The 17,189-nt window shown below is 42.4% G+C and carries 17 protein-coding genes; 11 read left to right on the top strand and 6 right to left on the bottom strand.

Features of this window, described 5'->3' with window-relative positions; translation table 11 throughout:
- Window positions 1–30: 30 nt before the first annotated feature.
- Window positions 31–2,559 carry a mannose-1-phosphate guanyltransferase gene (locus RMX89_RS02480; RefSeq protein WP_322675178.1) on the top strand — a complete coding sequence of 843 codons (2,529 nt, stop codon included), beginning with the start codon at window positions 31–33 and terminating at the stop codon, window positions 2,557–2,559.
- A 474-nt stretch (window positions 2,560–3,033) separates the two neighbouring features.
- Here RMX89_RS02480 and RMX89_RS02475 read toward each other — a convergent pair whose 3' ends face one another.
- Entirely contained in the window at window positions 3,034–3,702 is a 669-nt protein-coding gene (locus tag RMX89_RS02475) for an HAD family hydrolase (RefSeq protein ID WP_322675177.1), read from the bottom strand.
- A gap of 47 nt (window positions 3,703–3,749) precedes the next feature.
- Window positions 3,750–3,968, bottom strand: a complete 219-nt coding sequence (locus RMX89_RS02470; RefSeq protein WP_322675176.1) for a hypothetical protein — start codon at window positions 3,966–3,968, stop codon at window positions 3,750–3,752.
- Window positions 3,969–4,503: 535 nt separating this feature from the next.
- Between RMX89_RS02470 and fldA the strand changes: the two genes are divergently transcribed.
- From fldA to RMX89_RS02450, 4 genes are all read left to right on the top strand, one after another.
- Window positions 4,504–5,016, top strand: a complete 513-nt coding sequence (gene fldA, locus RMX89_RS02465; RefSeq protein WP_322685341.1) for a flavodoxin FldA — start codon at window positions 4,504–4,506, stop codon at window positions 5,014–5,016.
- Between the two features lie 72 nt (window positions 5,017–5,088).
- Entirely contained in the window at window positions 5,089–5,838 is a 750-nt protein-coding gene (locus RMX89_RS02460; RefSeq protein ID WP_322687793.1) for an alpha/beta fold hydrolase, read from the top strand.
- Between the two features lie 181 nt (window positions 5,839–6,019).
- On the top strand, window positions 6,020–6,250 hold the full coding sequence (locus RMX89_RS02455; RefSeq protein WP_322685343.1) for a DUF433 domain-containing protein: 231 nt from the start codon (window positions 6,020–6,022) through the stop codon (window positions 6,248–6,250).
- Window positions 6,247–6,552 carry a DUF5615 family PIN-like protein gene (locus RMX89_RS02450; protein ID WP_322687792.1) on the top strand — a complete coding sequence of 102 codons (306 nt, stop codon included), beginning with the start codon at window positions 6,247–6,249 and terminating at the stop codon, window positions 6,550–6,552. The genes RMX89_RS02455 and RMX89_RS02450 overlap by 4 nt, the downstream gene beginning before the upstream one ends.
- Before the next feature lie 67 nt (window positions 6,553–6,619).
- Here the strand turns inward: RMX89_RS02450 and RMX89_RS02445 are convergent, their stop codons facing one another.
- Entirely contained in the window at window positions 6,620–7,963 is a 1,344-nt protein-coding gene (locus RMX89_RS02445) for an ABC transporter ATP-binding protein (RefSeq protein WP_322687791.1), read from the bottom strand.
- A 302-nt stretch (window positions 7,964–8,265) separates the two neighbouring features.
- Here RMX89_RS02445 and RMX89_RS02440 point away from each other — a divergent pair, with 302 nt between their 5' ends.
- From RMX89_RS02440 to RMX89_RS02425, 4 genes are all read left to right on the top strand, one after another.
- Window positions 8,266–9,522 (top strand): FAD-dependent oxidoreductase, encoded by a 1,257-nt coding sequence (locus RMX89_RS02440; RefSeq protein ID WP_322687790.1) that lies wholly within the window; start codon window positions 8,266–8,268, stop codon window positions 9,520–9,522.
- Window positions 9,523–9,794: 272 nt separating this feature from the next.
- Window positions 9,795–10,367: a single-stranded DNA-binding protein gene (locus RMX89_RS02435; RefSeq protein ID WP_322687789.1), complete on the top strand. Its 573-nt coding sequence runs from the start codon at window positions 9,795–9,797 to the stop codon at window positions 10,365–10,367.
- A gap of 336 nt (window positions 10,368–10,703) precedes the next feature.
- Window positions 10,704–11,447, top strand: coding sequence for a class I SAM-dependent methyltransferase (locus RMX89_RS02430; RefSeq protein ID WP_322675168.1), 744 nt, complete (start codon window positions 10,704–10,706; stop codon window positions 11,445–11,447).
- A gap of 235 nt (window positions 11,448–11,682) precedes the next feature.
- Window positions 11,683–13,569: an ABC transporter ATP-binding protein gene (locus tag RMX89_RS02425; protein WP_322687788.1), complete on the top strand. Its 1,887-nt coding sequence runs from the start codon at window positions 11,683–11,685 to the stop codon at window positions 13,567–13,569.
- A 320-nt stretch (window positions 13,570–13,889) separates the two neighbouring features.
- On the opposite strand, the gene ureG is transcribed toward RMX89_RS02425, so the two are convergent.
- The 3 genes from ureG to ureE all read right to left on the bottom strand — a co-directional run bounded on the left by ureG (window position 13,890) and on the right by ureE (window position 15,711).
- A complete protein-coding gene (ureG, locus tag RMX89_RS02420; protein WP_322687918.1) occupies window positions 13,890–14,486 on the bottom strand; it encodes an urease accessory protein UreG in 597 nt (198 codons plus the stop codon).
- A gap of 111 nt (window positions 14,487–14,597) precedes the next feature.
- A complete protein-coding gene (locus RMX89_RS02415) occupies window positions 14,598–15,290 on the bottom strand; it encodes an urease accessory protein UreF (protein WP_322687787.1) in 693 nt (230 codons plus the stop codon).
- On the bottom strand, window positions 15,265–15,711 hold the full coding sequence (gene ureE, locus RMX89_RS02410; RefSeq protein ID WP_322687786.1) for an urease accessory protein UreE: 447 nt from the start codon (window positions 15,709–15,711) through the stop codon (window positions 15,265–15,267). Before ureE ends, RMX89_RS02415 begins: the two co-directional genes overlap by 26 nt.
- A 116-nt stretch (window positions 15,712–15,827) precedes the next feature.
- On the opposite strand from ureE, the gene RMX89_RS02405 reads away from it, so the two are divergent.
- Together RMX89_RS02405 and RMX89_RS02400 are read left to right on the top strand one after the other, a co-directional pair.
- Complete coding sequence (locus RMX89_RS02405; RefSeq protein ID WP_322687785.1) at window positions 15,828–16,397, top strand: Uma2 family endonuclease; 570 nt, start codon at window positions 15,828–15,830, stop codon at window positions 16,395–16,397.
- A gap of 145 nt (window positions 16,398–16,542) precedes the next feature.
- Window positions 16,543–17,148, top strand: a complete 606-nt coding sequence (locus RMX89_RS02400; RefSeq protein WP_322687784.1) for a hypothetical protein — start codon at window positions 16,543–16,545, stop codon at window positions 17,146–17,148.
- Window positions 17,149–17,189: the final 41 nt, after the last annotated feature.

Genomic DNA, 17,189 nt, shown 5'->3' with positions numbered 1-17,189 from the left:
GCGAAAGCTGTAACTAGTTAAGGAGGATTTATGCGTGCAGTACTGATGGCAGGAGGTTCGGGAACGCGGCTTCGCCCGTTAACTTGCGATCTGCCAAAACCGATGGTGCCGATTCTAAATCGACCAATTGCCGAACATATTATCAATCTCCTCAAACGACATCAAATTACAGAAGTTATTGCAACATTGCATTATTTACCTGATGTCTTGCGAGACTATTTTCAAGATGGCAGCGATTTTGGCGTTCAGATGACTTATGCTGTCGAAGAAGACCAACCTTTGGGTACAGCAGGCTGTGTAAAAAACATTGCCGAACTTCTTGATGAAACCTTTTTAGTGATTAGCGGGGATAGCATAACAGATTTTGACCTGACGGGGGCGATCGCATATCACAAACAAAAACAGTCAAAAGCTACTTTGATTTTAACCAGGGTTCCCAACCCGATTGAATTTGGAGTGGTGATTACTGATGAGGAAGCCCGGATTCGGCGATTTTTAGAAAAACCCTCTAGTAGTGAAATTTTTTCTGATACCGTCAACACTGGTACTTATATTCTCGAACCAGAAGTTTTGGAATATCTGCCAGCAAACGTTGAATGTGACTTTTCTAAAGACTTATTCCCCTTACTGCTAGCAAAAGATGAGCCAATGTATGGTTACATTGCTCAAGGTTATTGGTGTGATGTCGGTCACTTAGATGCCTATCGTGAAGCTCAGTATGACGCGTTAGATCGAAAAGTCCAGTTGGATTTTGCCTATAAAGAAGTTTCTCATGAATTATGGGTAGGTCAAAATACTTACATCGATCGCACGGCTGTGATTGAAACCCCGGCTGTGATTGGTGACAATTGCCGTATTGGGGCAAGAGTACAGATTGAGGCAGGAACCGTAATTGGGGATAATGTCACTATTGGTGCTGATGCTAATCTCAAACGTCCCATCGTGTGGAATGGGGCATTTATTGGCGATGAAGCACATCTTTCTGCCTGTGTAATTTCCCGTGGCACTCGTGTAGACCGCCGCGCCCATGTATTAGAAGCTGCTGTTGTGGGTTCGCTTTCTACGGTAGGAGAAGAAGCCCAAATTAGCCCTGGTGTGCGCGTTTGGCCCAGTAAAAAGATTGAGTCAGGGGCAGTTTTAAACATTAACTTAATTTGGGGGAACACTGCCCAACGAAATTTATTCGGTCAACGTGGTGTTCAAGGATTAGCTAATATCGACATTACTCCAGAATTTGCTGTGAAATTGGGAGCTGCTTACGGTTCTACTTTGAAACCTGGTTCTAAAGTAACGGTTTCCCGCGACCAGCGTAATGTCTCTCGGATGGTGACGCGATCGCTGATTGCAGGTTTAATGTCGGTAGGTGTTGACATTCAAAACCTTGATGCTACAGCTATCCCCATCGCCCGTACAGTTATACCCACAATGTCGGTAGCTGGTGGTATCCACGTCCGGGTACACCCAGACCGCCCTGACTATATTCTGATTGAATTCATGGATGCCAAGGGCATTAATATCACCAAAGCCCTAGAAAAGAAAATTGAAGGGGCTTACTTTAAGGAAGATATGCGGCGGGCACTAATTCATGAAATTGGCGATGTATCTTATCCTAGCCAAGTCATGGAGCGCTACTGCACTGCTTTTGAGAAACTATTGCATGTTCATACACTCCGCAACAGTCGGGCAAAAGTGGTGATTGACTATGTTTATGCAGTATCAGGGGCAGTTTTACCCCAAATGTTGGATAAATTTGGCGCTGATGCAGTGGTATTGAATGCCAGTGTCAATAAAACGGCAATGTCAATCACCGATCGCGAAGGATTGCTGACTCAGTTAGGTCATGTAGTGGAGGCATTAAAAGCTAACTTTGGGGTGCAAGTATCCGCTAATGGAGAACAGCTAATTTTAGTTGATGAATCAGGCTACCCAATTCGCGGGGAAATGTTAACAGCACTGATGGTAGACATGATATTAACTGCTAACCCCAGAGGAACGGTAGTTGTACCAGTTCATGCTTCCAGTGCTATTGAACAAGTCGCCCGTCGCCATGATGGCAGAGTGATTCGCACTAAAGCCAACCCTACAGCTTTAATGGAGGCTTGCCAGAAAAACCCAAATGTGGTGTTGGGAGGTAGTGGAGATACTGGTTTTATTTTCCCGCAACTGCATCCGGGATTTGATTCTATGTTCTGCATTGCCAAGATCATTGAGATGTTGACTATCCAGGAGCGATCGCTTGCTGCGGCGCGGTCAGAATTGCCCCGTGTAATTCACAAAAGTTATACAGTCCGTTGCCCGTGGACAGCTAAGGGTGCTTTGATGCGTTACTTGGTAGAAACTCACCCAGCCCAAAATCTAGAATTAATTGATGGAGTGAAAATTTGTCAACCCTACGATGACAGTTGGCTGTTAGTTTTACCAGATGCCAGCGAACCACTGGTGCATTTGTATGCAAATAGCAACGATCGCGAATGGGTAGATGAGACTGTGAGAAACTACCGCACCCGTGTTCAGACTTTTGTGGAAAGACAACAAGAATATCAACCCGCCGAAGTGTAATTCGTAATACTTCGGCTACGCTCAGTACAAGTTCGTAATTCGTAATTGAATTCTTTAATTACGAACTACGAATTATCTTGACCACCCGCCCATTCGTCACAAATTAAGGCTGTAAGGTAGTTGTCAAAAGATTTTGAGAAGGCGTTCGGAAGAAAAATTGGTTGGAGCCTCGTTGTTTTTCCGTTACAAAATAATGCCTCTAAAGTTGAACTGTCCACTATCCAAATTCGAGAAATTTAGTTAGAGTAAACTGAATACTTTCAGGTATTGGTCGTTTATTTCTACATTTGGGCGTATTTACAAAATACACTTATTTTTAAAATGTGACTCATCAGACTCTAGGCGATTACCTAAGCTAAAAAAGTCGTCAACAATATATCCTAAATTTTCAGAAAATTGGACAGTATAAGAATGAATAAGGTGATTGTCCTGGGTTCAGTAAACCTTAAGTGATATCCCACAAAAACTTTAAAATCACTTCCACAATTTCAATAAAATCGGCAATTGATACATATCCTCAAAAACTAGCTTTGCTCCTGCGGCAATCAAAGCATCGTGATGCGAAGAATTGCCTTGATTACTTCGTGGAGTATAACCAAATACCTGCATTCGGGCGGCAGATGCTGCTTGCACCCCCGTTACCGAGTCCTCGATTACCAAACAATTTTCTGGAGTCTTACCCATTTGGCTAGCCGCATACAGATACACATCAGGAAAGGGCTTAGGGCGTTCAACATGATGAGAGCTATATAGCTTGCCATCAAATTGATGCAACAATCCCGTTAATTGTAAAACGAATTGAATATGCCGAGGACTGCTGTTCGATGCTACACATCTTGGCAATGTAATCTGTTCTAAAACGGCAGCAATTCCCTCAGTTGCTTGGAGTTCTTGTTGCAATGCAGCGATTTCTCGTTCCTTACAGCGTTCAAGCAATTTAGCAGGAACTGGTTTTCCGTAGGTTTTCTTAATAATCTCCAAACAAGTTGCCAATGACTTCCCCATAAATTGTTGGGTGACTTCTTCATAGGTGATTGTCAATCCACCTTCAGTTAATGTTTCGGCAAAAATACGATTCACTATCGGTTCACTATTTACCAACACACCATCGCAATCAAAAATGATCAATTCCAAATTTGTCATAGCTTAACGAACAGTTACTTTTTTCAGTAATTCTAATCTAGACAAGTTCAACAAGTCGTGCGTACACATCTTTTGCACGGGAGTGCTTTGATAGCGTTCCCGAATAAATCCCTCCCATCACCCGCGCAAACACTGACTACACGAATGATTCCCGGTAAAGATGCATCCAAGCTATGAGAAATATATTCCCGAACAATTTGCAGTCGCTGCTGCAATGTTGGTTCACTATTGTAGAGATCGTGCCATTCAAACCAGTCTTTTGGCATAAGGGGCAATTTCCGTTTGATTTAAACTATCTTCTTGCAGAGTGCGTTATTCACTCTTAATATAAAAATACGGTAACTTGATTGAGTTGCCGTATTTAAAGCAGCCAAAGGACAAGATCGCATAACTTCTGCAAGATCGAGTCTTGTATCGCTTTTAGTCTAAACTCTTTTGTTCAGGCGTTCATCTCAATACTCCTATTCGAGTCAGTGCGAAGTTTTTGACCAATTAAGGTATGAGAATTCTTGCTGCCTCGTCTAGTTTTCGGTTTGTTTCCTGAAATACTTAACAAAAGTTTACCCATCTAAATGAAAAAGACTCTCAATTATTCTGGTAGTATATCTTCAGAGTTATTGAGACTAATACTCATTAAGCGGGTCATGTATTTCAGCTATTTGCAAACTTTCTGAAAAGATAACGCTTTTGACTTGCGTGGCTGTTCAAACACTGGAGTAGATGCCTTGATGGGCAGATTAACCAACCTCTCAGGGCGACTTTTCAGCAGAGCACACAACTATTTATTTTTCAGGTGTCAATATGTCAAAAAAAATTGGTTTATTTTACGGGACTCAAACTGGCAACACTGAATCTGATGCTGAAAAAATTCGGGATGAGTTTGGTGGTGATGTTGTAACATTACATCCCATTTACGAGGCGGATAGTAGTACTTTTGATGAGTATGACTTGCTGATTATTGGCTCTCCTACTTGGGATATTGGTCAACTTCAGAGCGATTGGGAAGGCTTTTTCTCCGATCTAGATGAAATAGATTTTAGTGGAAAGCTAGTTGCCTATTTTGGTGATGGAGATCAATATGGTTATGCCGATAACTTCCAAGATGCAATAGGAATTCTGGAAGAAAAGATTTCCCAACGGGGCGGTAAAACTGTTGGTTACTGGCCAACTGAGGGATATGACTTTGAGAATTCTAGAGCTTTGAGAAATGGCAAATTTGTCGGATTGGCGCTTGATGAAGGTAGTCAATCTGATTTAACAGACGAGCGAATTAAAACTTGGGTTGCTCAGTTAAAAACAGAATTTGGTTTGTAGAGATTTAGGGCGTACAGCTAGCTGTACGCCTTTGTTTAAACTGATAATTTAATTTAGAAGTTATAGGTATTTATGTCTGATTCATTTGATGTTTTATGGTTAAGTGCCAGTCCTGTTTTGCAGCGTTTTGATAAACCATTACTTGAATATTTATCTAGTTATATAAATATTGCTCAGTGGGAATATCAGCAAACTAAAGATGAAGCCAGTTCCATAGATCAAGCTGTAGATTTACTGTATGAATTTTTAGAATGCCGCGGCCCCGTGCATTTAGCAGGTCATGCTATGGGTGGTGCGATCGCCTTAACCTTTGCGCGGCGATTTCCGCAAAAAGTGCGATCGCTAACTCTGCTGGCTGTAGCTGCTCAACCTGCAAACAATTGGCAAGCTCACTATTACTTTCAACGACAACTTTTTAGCATCAGCCGTGAACTAATTCTAGCAAGCAGCGTTCGCAGTCTATTTGGCAATCAACCACCTCATACCACTAAAAAGTTAGTAGCTGCCTTAGATAAAGATTTAGAACAATCTCCCACGTCACACTCTTTATTTAAGTTGGTTTATTTACCCAAAGGTGGAGTTTCTATGCCAATGATGGTATGTGGTAGCAAGAGCGATCCGGTAGTCAACTCAACTGTATTGCATGACTGGTTAAATTGGTTCAAGCCAGAAGATAAACTCTGGGAATACCCAGAAGGGTATCATTTTTTTCACTATTTTTATCCTCAACAGGTTGGCGAACAAATTTTGAGTTTTTGGCAAAGTCACCATCCGCATTTACTAGAAGCATCTGCACTATCTTTTAGCACTTCTATAAATTAGTAACTTTGAGGTGCGATGTCTGACGACAGCCTTACGGCTACGCACCGATGAAATTTGGGGTGTAATGGGGTGCGTAGCTTGCCGCCGTAGGCATCGCTACTTTACAGTTGAAAGCACTTTTTTACCAATTCGATCGCACTTGTGAAAGTTAAAATGCTCAATATAATACTTTACAAAAATTATGCAAAATCTCACTAGAATTACTCGCAATCCTGAAGTGATGGGTGGCAAACCCTGTATTCGGGGAATGCGTATTACTGTTGGTACCATCGTCGGGTTAATAGCATCTGGACACAGTAATAGCGACATTCTCAAAGCATATCCCTACCTCGAAGAAGCCGACATCTATGAGGCACTTGCCTACGCTGCATGGCGGGCTGAAGAGATTGAAGTCCCTCTTAGAAGTGCATGAAAATTTTGATTGATATGAACCTTTCTCCTGATTGGGTTGCGGTTTTTGAGAGGTATAATATCTCCTCTGTCCACTGGTCTACAGTTGGCGATCCTCGTGAGAAAGATTCAATAATTATGCAGTGGGCAAGAACTAATGAATATATCGTCTTTACTCACGATTTAGACTTCGGTTCCTTACTAGCTGCTACAGGTGCCGATACTCCCAGTGTTATTCAGGTTCGTACCCAGGATGTTTTGCCGAATAGTATTGAAAATCTAGTTATTTCAGCCGTGAATCAGTTTGAGTCTTCACTAGAATAGGCGCATTGGTCACTGTTGACCAAGCTCAATCTAGGGTGCGTATTCTACCAATTAGGCGCGGATAGTCTTAGGGAAATATTGCTAACTCGGTTTCTGGATCAAAAAAGTGAATTTTCTCTGGGGTTAGCGATAACCAAAGTTGCTCACCAGGTTGTACAAATCGGTCTGGTGGTATTCGCACTTGTAGGTAATTCGCTGTAGTACCAGGTTTAGATCCTGGTTCGGCAATCTTAACAGCGAGAAAGGAATCATTGCCGAGATTCTCTACCAAATCTACTTGCACTGGTAGATTTTTGGTTGCAGGCATACTCAAGTTAAAGTGTTCTGGACGGATGCCTAAAATTAGAGTTTTCCCATCATATTTTTGTAAGGCTTTTGCCCAAACCTCTGGGAGAGTGAAACGAAACTGGGAATAAGTAATCAACTGCGGGGCATGAAATTCTACAGGAATAAAATTCATCGGTGGCGAACCAATGAACTCTGCTACAAAAAGGTTGGCAGGACGGTTGTAAAGTTCTAAGGGAGAAGCAACTTGCTGAATTTTACCCTCAGACATAATCGCAATGCGATCGCCCATTGTCATCGCTTCTGTTTGGTCATGGGTAACGTAAATTGTCGTTGTCCCCAATTGGCGCTGCAATTTGACAATTTGGGCGCGGGTTTCCGCCCGCAGTTTGGCATCTAAATTAGAAAGTGGTTCATCCATTAAGAATACTTGCGGGTCACGCGCGATCGCTCTTCCCAATGCAACCCGTTGTCTTTGTCCGCCAGATAGTTGTTTGGGTAAGCGATTCAGCAATGTTTCGATTTGCAACAGTTGAGCAACACTACGCACCTGCTCGTTCACCGCCCGTTCTTTGTCAGAAATGTAGCGCAGTCCTTTAGGAAACTTTCTGGTCGCTCCTACAAAAAGATTTTCCGCCCACGTCCGAAAATAAAGAGACGAGGAAGTATCTCCTCTGCTCCCCTGCTCCTCGGTCACTGAGCGTAGCCGAAGTGCTGCTCCCCTGCTTTCCCTGCGGCGCAACCCAAAAGCGATGTTGTCATACACCGTCATGTGAGGATAAAGGGCGTAATTTTGGAACACCATTGCGATGTCGCGTTCCTTGGGTGGTAGGTCATTGATTAAGCGATCGCCTATCCAGATATTACCGCCAGTCATCGTTTCTAACCCGGCTATTAACCGCAGCAAGGTACTTTTACCACATCCAGAAGGCCCTACCAGCACCATAAACTCGCCATCTGCGATCGTTAGATTAATCCGCCGCAAAACATTGACACTTTCCGCCCGCTCTTGGGCTACATCGATTTTTTCCCCAGGCGTGAGAGGAGATTGGGTTTGTGAGGTAACACTTTCCCCTTTACGCGAGGAAAAACTTTTATAAACGTTTTCTAAAATAACTTGGGACACAACTAATTATTGTCATTGGGGATTGGGCATTGGGCATGGGGAAGCCACTGCGGTCTTGGGGTCTCCCCCTTCGGGTTCGCGAGTTCCTCTTTGTTGAAACAACAAGACCGGACTCGCTCACCAAGTGGAGCAAGTGGCGTCATTGGGCATTGGATTTGGACTAATGACTAATGACTAATGACCAATGACAGTTTAGCGCCCATCATAATACACCTTCAGGGTAAATACGAAAAGTTAAAAAAACAGCTTGCATTATCAAAAGCAAACTATCCTGAATTTTAGGGCTATCAAGAGGTGTTGTGATGACTACCGATGTACCTAAAAATATTTCTCAAGACCCAAGTATTAATCCTGTCCATGACATTGTAGACGTACAAACTACAGATTGTTGCATTGTGGGTGGAGGGCCAGCAGGAGCAGTATTGGGGCTGTTGTTAGCGCGTCAAGGCATTTCGGTGATGCTGCTGGAAGCACACAAAGACTTCGATCGCGACTTTCGCGGCGATACGATTCATCCATCGGTGATGGAAATTATGGAGGAATTGGGACTTAGCGATCGCTTGTTAGAACTTCCCCATACCAAAATGCGCCAAATTAGTATTCAAACTCCTCAAGATACTCTCACATTCGCAGATTTTAGCCATCTGAAAACCCATTATCCCTACATTACAATGCTTCCCCAGGTAAAATTCTTGGAGTTCATCACCCAAGAAGCACAAAAATATCCTAGTTTCCATCTAGTAATGGGTGCGAATGTGCAGGAATTAATTAGTGAAAATGGCGTAATTCAAGGTGTCCGCTATCGAGGAGGCGGTGGTTGGCATGAAATCCGGGCAATACTGACAGTGGGTGCAGACGGTCGCCACTCACGTTTACGCCACTTGGGTGAGTTTGAATCCATCGAAACTTCGCCGCCAATGGATGTCCTCTGGTTTCGCCTACCGCGTCAGCCAGAAGACCCTGAAGGGGGAATGGGGCGCTTTGGTCAAGGTAAGCTAATCGCCATGCTTGACCGTGGTGATGAGTGGCAAGTTGCCGATGTCATCCCCAAGGGAGGCTATCAACAACTAAGGGCTGCGGGTTTGGAGGAATTAAAAAAATCGGTTGTGGAAGTAGTACCAGAATTCCAGCAACGCATCGAAAATTTACATGACTGGTCACAAGTAGCTTTTCTTTCAGTAGAGTCCAGCCGCGTCAAACGCTGGTATCGTCCAGGACTATTACTCATTGGTGATGCAGCTCATATAATGTCCCCTGTGGGTGGAGTTGGGATTAACTACGCGATTCAAGATGCTGTAGTTGCAGCGAATGTACTCAGCAAACCGCTCAAGAACCGACAAGTACAACTTAGCGACCTAGCAAAAGTACAACGTCAACGCGAATTGCCCACACGCATTATTCAGGCGTTTCAAACTTTTATCCAAAAGCGGGTATTGGCCCCGGTTATCACCTCAAATCGCACCTTTGTACCACCCGGATTTTTGCGCTTACCCATCTTGCGCGACCTTCCAGCCAGGTTGATCGCCTTGGGTGTTTTTCCAGTTCGCGTCAAGGCTTAATTCTTGGCAAGAAATTTTTCTATTTAATTAACTTAGTGGTACAATTATACTACTCTATGCAGAATTGAATGCTCAATTTAGTCAAGCGAGGGTGGCGAACAGTATACTCAATGCTGTTCAAAGCGATCGCTTGGCTTTTATGCTAGAAAGGACTAAAAACTCACGCATTATTAAAAAATGCAAACAATTAAACATATTTAGATATTAATTGGCACTACATAGAAAAATCCCTCTTTTTCAATCAGTACTTTTTGCAGTCAGGAGTAATTTTAATGAACAGCTGCGTTTTGATGGCGGAAATTATGAACGAGCCGCAACTCCGTTATACAGCAGATAATCTGGGAGTCACGGAAATGCTGGTGCAGTTTCCCAATTCCCAGAAACCAGAAGATCCGCCAGCCACCCTGAAAGTTGTCGGCTGGGGGAATTTAGCGACAGAAATTCAGCAAAATTACCACCAAGGCGATCGCGTCATCTTGGTAGGACGTTTAACTATGAATACTGTCGATCGTCAAGAAGGTTTTAAAGAAAAACGCGCTGAATTGACAGTACAACAAATTCAATCTGTTGGAGGTAGTTTTAATACCGATCCATTACCCTCAACAAACGTAACTCCATCATTTACTGAAACTGCTCCTCGACAACCATCAGCATCTCGTCCAGCACAGAAAGAGGTTCCCAGTTACGAGTCACCACGTCCAGCACCTACTCCAGCGACAAATCCTGTTGGCGTTGCTCCCCAAACGAAAACTTACGAACCCGTACCCCAATCCACAAATTATGAGCGAACTACTTATCCAGCAGTGAAAGAGGAAGAACCAGATCCAGATGATATTCCGTTCTAAAGTTGGTAGTTGAGCGTGTATTCAATTTACTAACTAACATTACATTAGATAATTTCTACAAATAGCCATCCTTGAAGATGTGCTATTTTTTTGTCTGCGTTGACGCTTTGGGTTTTGTCGTGAGGCATCGCTGATACTAATTCTGCATTTATCTGGTTCTGCTAACGACACAAAAATTACATGAGAAATTCTGATGGTATTTCCAACAAAATCAACACCCTAGCTAGATCGTACACAAGAGTACTTGGTGTGAAGGCAGGGTTAGAGTTACTGGCAGCTATGTATAATTGAAAACTCTCACAATAAAACACTAGCGCTTTGTTAACCGTAAATTATATGAGTAACTTTATTAGCAGTTCAGTTGAAGCTTTGGATAACCTGGCTGTAACTTGGGAACGCTTGATTCCCAAACGCATGGCTAACGATTCGGCTAGTCGCAAGATCGTGGAGCTACATCTTGGACGCTACGAAACTGCAACTAAGTATGTCTTGGGAAAAAGAGTTCTAGATATAGCATGTGGCAGTGGATATGGTAGCCAAATGCTTCGTGTGGCAGGCGCAAGCAGTGTAGTTGGAGTTGATATATGCTCCCAGATTGTGGAATATGCTAATAAACACTACCAAATACCCGGAATAGAGTTCATTTGCGCTGATGCAGAGCAATTTGAGTGTTCAGAGCCTTTTGACGTTGTTATCTCCTTTGAGACGATAGAACATTTAAAAAATCCGACCTATTTTTTAAGACAACTCAGTAATTATTTAACTAGCAATGGTATATTGATGATGTCTGTACCACTAGGTGAAACGCGTCATTTTGATCCATACCACCTTCATGCTTTCACTCACGAGCAAATATTTACGCTTCTGGAAACAACAGGTTTTTGTGTAGATTATTACCGTTGTGACCAGTGTTTTTTGACTCGTAGTGAGTTGCTTTACTGGAGACAACTATACTCAGAATCCAGCCCATCGTTTTGGGAATTGTTGTTTACTCGAAAGGGATGGCAGATCGTACACGACCTTGTGCTTCAGGGTGGTTTTGATGCTCCTCAACTGTTGGTTATTGCTTATAAAGTATAGATAAAGTCTCGCACTTCGGCAGATAATGGCTAACTGTAAGTTGTACTTGTGAACGATCGCAAGCAGTTCTACATCGCAAATGTATGTATATTGTGGAAGTATGTGATGTCAATTGTGGTTAAAGTTTTAGCAGTGAACACTGCCGAGAGTATAAAAACCAAATTTACGCACATAATAGATCAAAACTATTGTTAAAATCCAAATAATTTTAAGATAATATTCCTACCCAACTCCTATGAGAGAAACTGTCCTAGAGGTTCGCAATCTCCAAGTTGAATTTCCCGGTGATGGCAACACTGTCAGAGCTTTGGATGGTATTTCCTTTGCGCTGCATCGAGGTGAGACTCTAGGAATAGTAGGAGAATCGGGGAGTGGTAAATCGGTGACAGCCTTAGCTGTGATGGGTTTGTTGCAAACTCCTGGCATAGTGAGTGGCGGTGAAATCTGGTTTCGTCCGCAGGAAAATGGCAACCCCATCGATTTGGGAACATTGCCTCCTGAGCAAATGCAGTTACACCGGGGTGGCGACATCGCCATGATTTTTCAAGAACCGATGAGTTCGCTTAATCCGGTTTATAACATCGGGTTTCAGCTAACAGAAGCGATTATGCGGCATCAAAATGTGTCAGCAGCCCAAGCACGACAAATTGCGATCGCAGGTCTGCAAGAGGTTAAACTTCTACCTAGCGATGAGGATATCCAGCAGCAGTATATCGAAACTTGGCATCAAACCAACGCCAAATTATCTAAACCAGATGGGCCAAAGTTGGCACAGTTGGTTAAAGAACACAAAGAAGCCATGCTGGAACGCTATCCTCATGAACTCTCTGGAGGTCAGTTGCAACGGGTAATGATTGCAATGGCAATTTCTTGCAACCCATTAATCTTAATCGCCGATGAACCAACCACAGCTTTGGATGTGACGGTGCAAGCGACTATTTTGGAGTTAATGCGAGAATTGCAGCAAAGCCGTGACATGGCAATGATTTTTATCACCCACGATTTGGGGCTAATTTCAGAAATTGCTGACCAAGTAGCGGTGATGTATAGAGGTAAAGTTGTTGAATCTGGTACTTCTGGGCAAATTTTCAGTAGTCCCAAGCATCCATATACTAAAGGTTTGATAGCTTGTCGCCCCACACTCAACCGCCGTCCCCAAAAATTACTCACTGTTTCCGACTACATGAGTGCAGAAGAGACGCCAACGGGACAAGTAGTAATTCAGCCGAAAGAACCCGCACAACCCACAGAAGTTACCAAAGAAGAGATTGCTGCAAGATTGGCAAACTTTAATGAGAAAGAACCCCTGCTGCAAATCCGCAACCTGAAAGTTAGTTTTCCAGTGCGTGGGGTGTTCGGTAGTATAAAAAGTTATAATATGGCAGTTAATGGCGTTTCTTTTGATGTTAAACCAGGAGAAACACTAGGTTTGGTGGGAGAATCTGGTTGCGGTAAAACGACCCTTGGCAGAACCTTGCTGCGATTAATTGAACCGATGAGTGGTCAGATTATCTTTGAGAAACAAGATATTACTAGTCTCAAAGGAGAACGGTTGCAAAAACTGCGGCGGGAAATGCAAATAGTCTTCCAAAATCCTTTTAGTTCCCTCGATCCCCGAATGAAGGTTGGGGACGCGGTAATGGAACCTTTGTTAATTCACGCTGTTGGGAAGACAAAACAACAACGACGACAGCGAGTAGTCGAACTTTTAGAACGGGTGGGGTTGAGTGCAGATGCGATTAACCGCTATCCTCATCAGTTTTCTGGCGGTCAACGCCAACGGATTTGCATAGCTCGTTCTTTGGCGTTAAATCCTAAGTTTATCATCTGCGATGAGTCAGTTTCAGCGCTAGATGTTTCAGTACAGGCGCAGGTATTAAATCTTCTCAAAGAATTACAGTCAGACTTTCAGCTTACTTATATCTTTATTTCTCACGATTTAAGTGTAGTGAAATTTATGAGCGATCGCATTTTAGTCATGAATCGCGGTAAAATTGTTGAAGAAGGGACAGCCGAAAGCATCTACCAAGAACCTAAAGAGGAATACACGCAAAAATTAATTGCTGCGATTCCTACCGGTAGTGCTGAACGGGTGCGAAGTCGTCATCAGAAGGCTTTATAGAAACAGAATTCAAAAGTCAGGAGTCAGAATTGAGCATGAATTCTGTACAAGTGGCGCATAGCCAAGGGGTAGCGATGCAAACATCTGAATAAACGGCGTTTTTACACACCCATTAAATATGCAGATTTAACGTGAGTTCGATGAACCTCTCCCTCCCACAGGGAAAGGGAGGAGCAACGAAAAATTCGGGTTTTGGCTCCCCTCTCCGTGTCCAAGAGGGGTTGGGGGAGAGGTCAAAAAAGGGCTTGTCGAACTCACGTCAGATTTAATTGTCTTGATTCTGACTTCTGAATTCTGACTTCTGAATTCTGAATTCTTTTTCAACAGATATTGGTGCAAACAAAGTTAATTACATCTGCAAGTCCAGAGTGAGTTTTTAAATTAGTAAAAATAAAAGGTTTATCGCCGCGCATTTTTTTAGCATCTCGTTCCATCACACTTAAATCTGCACCAACATAAGGTGCTAGGTCAGTTTTGTTAATCACCAATAAATCAGATTTAGTAATACCGGGGCCACCCTTGCGGGGAATTTTATCACCAGCCGCAACATCGATGACGTAAATTGTTAAATCCACCAATTCTGGACTAAAAGTAGCAGCTAAATTATCGCCGCCACTTTCCAAAAAGACCAAATCCAAATCGATAAAACGTTCTTCTAATTGTTCAATTGCCGCCAAATTCATCGAAGCATCTTCGCGGATAGCAGTGTGAGGACAACCACCAGTCTCTACACCCAAAATGCGATCGCTAGCCAACGCCTGAGAACGCACTAAAAACTGAGCATCCTCCTGAGTATAAATATCATTCGTCACCACCGCAACCTGATACTGCTCGCGCAACCCCTTACACAAAGCATCCACTAAAGCTGTCTTCCCCGAACCCACTGGCCCAGCAACTCCCACTCGAAATGCATTTATTTTCATTTGTCATTTGTCCTTTGTAATAATTACGAATTACGAACTTGTACTGAGCGAAGTCGAAGTATTACGAATTACGAATTACGAATTACGAATTACGAATTATTTTGACTAACTCCTAAATAACCTTGTATACTGCGTTTCATGCTGCATACTCGCCAGCGATAAACCCCAACTACAACAGGCGAGTTGATCGTCATCCAACGCGAGAATTTCTAATGTCGCAGCACTGAGTAATGGTTGCAAATCTAGCAATAACTGCTGTCCTGCGGTTTGTCCAAGGGGGATCAGTTTCACGCCAACAGTAATCAAATTACTTGCCCAACTATGCAGATATGCGAGTAATGCGGCTTGGATGCTGATTTGCCAATGGGCAACGGCAATACCAAAAGCGATCGCATAATTGCAAGGATTACCCACAGCATTGGCAATAGGCATAATCTGCGGTTCTAGTTTACCAAGTAATTGGATGAGCGATCGCCCCATTTGCCAACTAGAGGCACGTAATTCTTCTGTTTCCCTAGCAGCCGACAACCACAGGTTCCAACGGCATAGCGATTCTAAATCATTCATTTTTACGGATTGCTGCGATCGTACCATCACCGCCGCCTCTAACCGAATTGCCCCGTAGAGCAACTCTGCTTTTAACCAATCTTTGAGATGTGTGTGGTTAGCGATCATACCATTTTCTACCAGCATTTCCAAACCTTCAGAATAACTATATGCTCCTACAGGTAAAGCAGGGCTAGCCAGCTGCAAAATACTCAAAAGATGGCTATCAGTGAGGATGATGGTGTTGTCCATAAGCTCCTAATTCTGGCTGAAACGGTAAAATTTCTTCTTTAACTTCTAACCCCAATTGTTCCAACATAGTGCGTAAAACTGAATCTGAAGACAAGCGTAAATAAGTTGGAGTAATTTCTACAGGTACATGGCGATTTCCTAGATGGTATGCTGCCCGTAATAATAAAAGTGATGTTTGGGCAAAAGCAGTCATTACTAGTTCTGGTTTGGCAGTAATTCTGATTAAACTGCTATGGGTTTCTTCTTGCAGAATATCGCCATCGTGTAAAACAGTTCCTCTGGGTAAATGTAAAAACACAACCTTACCATCTGCCGTTTCAAAGCGATGACGACTGCGGGTGCGTTCTTCTGCTGTTAGCGCCAGAGTAAAAGCAACAGCGGCATCGTAATTAGGTGGTTTAAGTTGGGTAAATGTCAGCATACAGAGTTTCGCCTGAACTTTTGCTTTTCATTATGGTTCTAATTTAAATACAATATCTGCCTTGCCGGAAGAAAAGATAAAATTAAACAAAGGCAACGAGCTAAATGGGGACAATTATGAACCAAGCCATTGAGGGAGTACGCTGGACAATTCACGATTTAGAGCTTCTACCCGAAAATGAGTGGACGCGCTATGAAATTATTAATGGAGAACTCTTTGTGACTCGCCCACCTCACCGCCGTCATCAACAAGTTAGTGTAAAAATTGCTCGAAAACTCGATGTTTGGTCAGATTTGAGTGGTTTAGGGGAAACAATTGTGGCTCCAGGCGTGATTTTTTCGCAAGCAGATAGCGTTATACCGGATGTAGTTTGGGTAAGTCGAGAACGACTGGCGCAAATTGAAGATGAAGCAGGACATTTGACAGGCGCACCAGAGTTAGTAATAGAGGTTTTATCCCCAGGTAAACAAAACGAACTTCGAGACAAGGAAGCAAAACTGAAACTGTATTCAGTTCAAGGCGTGCGTGAGTATTGGATTGTCGATCGCTTCACTAAACAAGTTGAAGTTTATCGGCGAGAAAAAGCACAGTTGGTTTTAGTTGCTACTTTATTAGGCGATGATGAAATAACATCGCCACTTTTACCCGGATTTTGTTGTTCTATTCGTTTCTTTTTTCCTGAATAATCGCAAATTCGATAATATTTATGGAAACCACCTGCTAGATATAGATACTTACAAAAATTGAGAACCTTTTATCGCATCTGTTGAAAAAATCCTCAGAAAATTTGGTAAAAACTATGTAATTAATTTTGTTTAGCTACTTACAAAGATGAAAGACTCAGAAATTACTTCACAATCACTTGAGTTATTTACAGAGATCGCAGAAGTGGTTATTGACTCCTTGATGGAAGATGGGCTGCTTAAAGACATTCCCTTTCTTAGCTTGGCCATGAAGGCTGCTAATATAGGAAAAACTGTTAGCGATCGCATATTTCTAACAAAGATAAAAAAATTCCTTTTATATTTAGACAAAGTTACCCTGAGAGAAAAGCAGAGTTTTCTCAAAACTTTAGATGATGAACCTGAAAAAAAATCAAAGTTAGGTGAGTGTTTAGTCTTAATTATTGACCGAATTGATGATTTAGACAAAACTCAAATACTAGCTGAGTTATTTTTAAATCTCATAAAAGAAAAAATTAATCTAGAAACTTTCAGGCGGTTAGCATCTGCTGTAAATATTGCCTTTGTCGAAGACTTAAATAAGTTAATCAACAATACTAATAATAGTGATTATTTAGGAAATTTAATTGGATCTGGATTGACAGAAGTCTCCTCAACTGGAATTCCGATTAGTGGATATGATGTAGTTCATATCAATGTTTGCATTTCTGCATTAGGTAAGTTATTTGTGAGGCTGATGAATGATAAAAATTAGAATTATTACTCTTCTATCTCATCACAAAATTACTCCTTTTC

Origin of the sequence: Nostoc sp. DedSLP04 (assembly GCF_034530775.1) — a bacterium.
Classification (GTDB): Bacteria; Cyanobacteriota; Cyanobacteriia; order Cyanobacteriales; family Nostocaceae; genus Nostoc.
This window is presented reverse-complemented; position numbering and strand designations above follow the sequence as displayed.

Coding starts and splice junctions, on each gene's coding strand:
- RMX89_RS02450 (WP_322687792.1), top strand. CDS start 6,247: ATGAAAATTTTGATTGATATGAACCTTTCTCCTGATTGGGTTGCGGTT.
- RMX89_RS02480 (WP_322675178.1), top strand. CDS start 31: ATGCGTGCAGTACTGATGGCAGGAGGTTCGGGAACGCGGCTTCGCCCG.
- RMX89_RS02400 (WP_322687784.1), top strand. CDS start 16,543: ATGAAAGACTCAGAAATTACTTCACAATCACTTGAGTTATTTACAGAG.
- RMX89_RS02475 (WP_322675177.1), bottom strand. CDS start 3,702: ATGACAAATTTGGAATTGATCATTTTTGATTGCGATGGTGTGTTGGTA.
- RMX89_RS02435 (WP_322687789.1), top strand. CDS start 9,795: ATGAACAGCTGCGTTTTGATGGCGGAAATTATGAACGAGCCGCAACTC.
- RMX89_RS02430 (WP_322675168.1), top strand. CDS start 10,704: ATGAGTAACTTTATTAGCAGTTCAGTTGAAGCTTTGGATAACCTGGCT.
- RMX89_RS02455 (WP_322685343.1), top strand. CDS start 6,020: ATGCAAAATCTCACTAGAATTACTCGCAATCCTGAAGTGATGGGTGGC.
- RMX89_RS02405 (WP_322687785.1), top strand. CDS start 15,828: ATGAACCAAGCCATTGAGGGAGTACGCTGGACAATTCACGATTTAGAG.
- RMX89_RS02415 (WP_322687787.1), bottom strand. CDS start 15,290: ATGGACAACACCATCATCCTCACTGATAGCCATCTTTTGAGTATTTTG.
- RMX89_RS02440 (WP_322687790.1), top strand. CDS start 8,266: ATGACTACCGATGTACCTAAAAATATTTCTCAAGACCCAAGTATTAAT.
- RMX89_RS02425 (WP_322687788.1), top strand. CDS start 11,683: ATGAGAGAAACTGTCCTAGAGGTTCGCAATCTCCAAGTTGAATTTCCC.
- ureE (WP_322687786.1), bottom strand. CDS start 15,711: ATGCTGACATTTACCCAACTTAAACCACCTAATTACGATGCCGCTGTT.
- RMX89_RS02470 (WP_322675176.1), bottom strand. CDS start 3,968: ATGCCAAAAGACTGGTTTGAATGGCACGATCTCTACAATAGTGAACCA.
- fldA (WP_322685341.1), top strand. CDS start 4,504: ATGTCAAAAAAAATTGGTTTATTTTACGGGACTCAAACTGGCAACACT.
- RMX89_RS02460 (WP_322687793.1), top strand. CDS start 5,089: ATGTCTGATTCATTTGATGTTTTATGGTTAAGTGCCAGTCCTGTTTTG.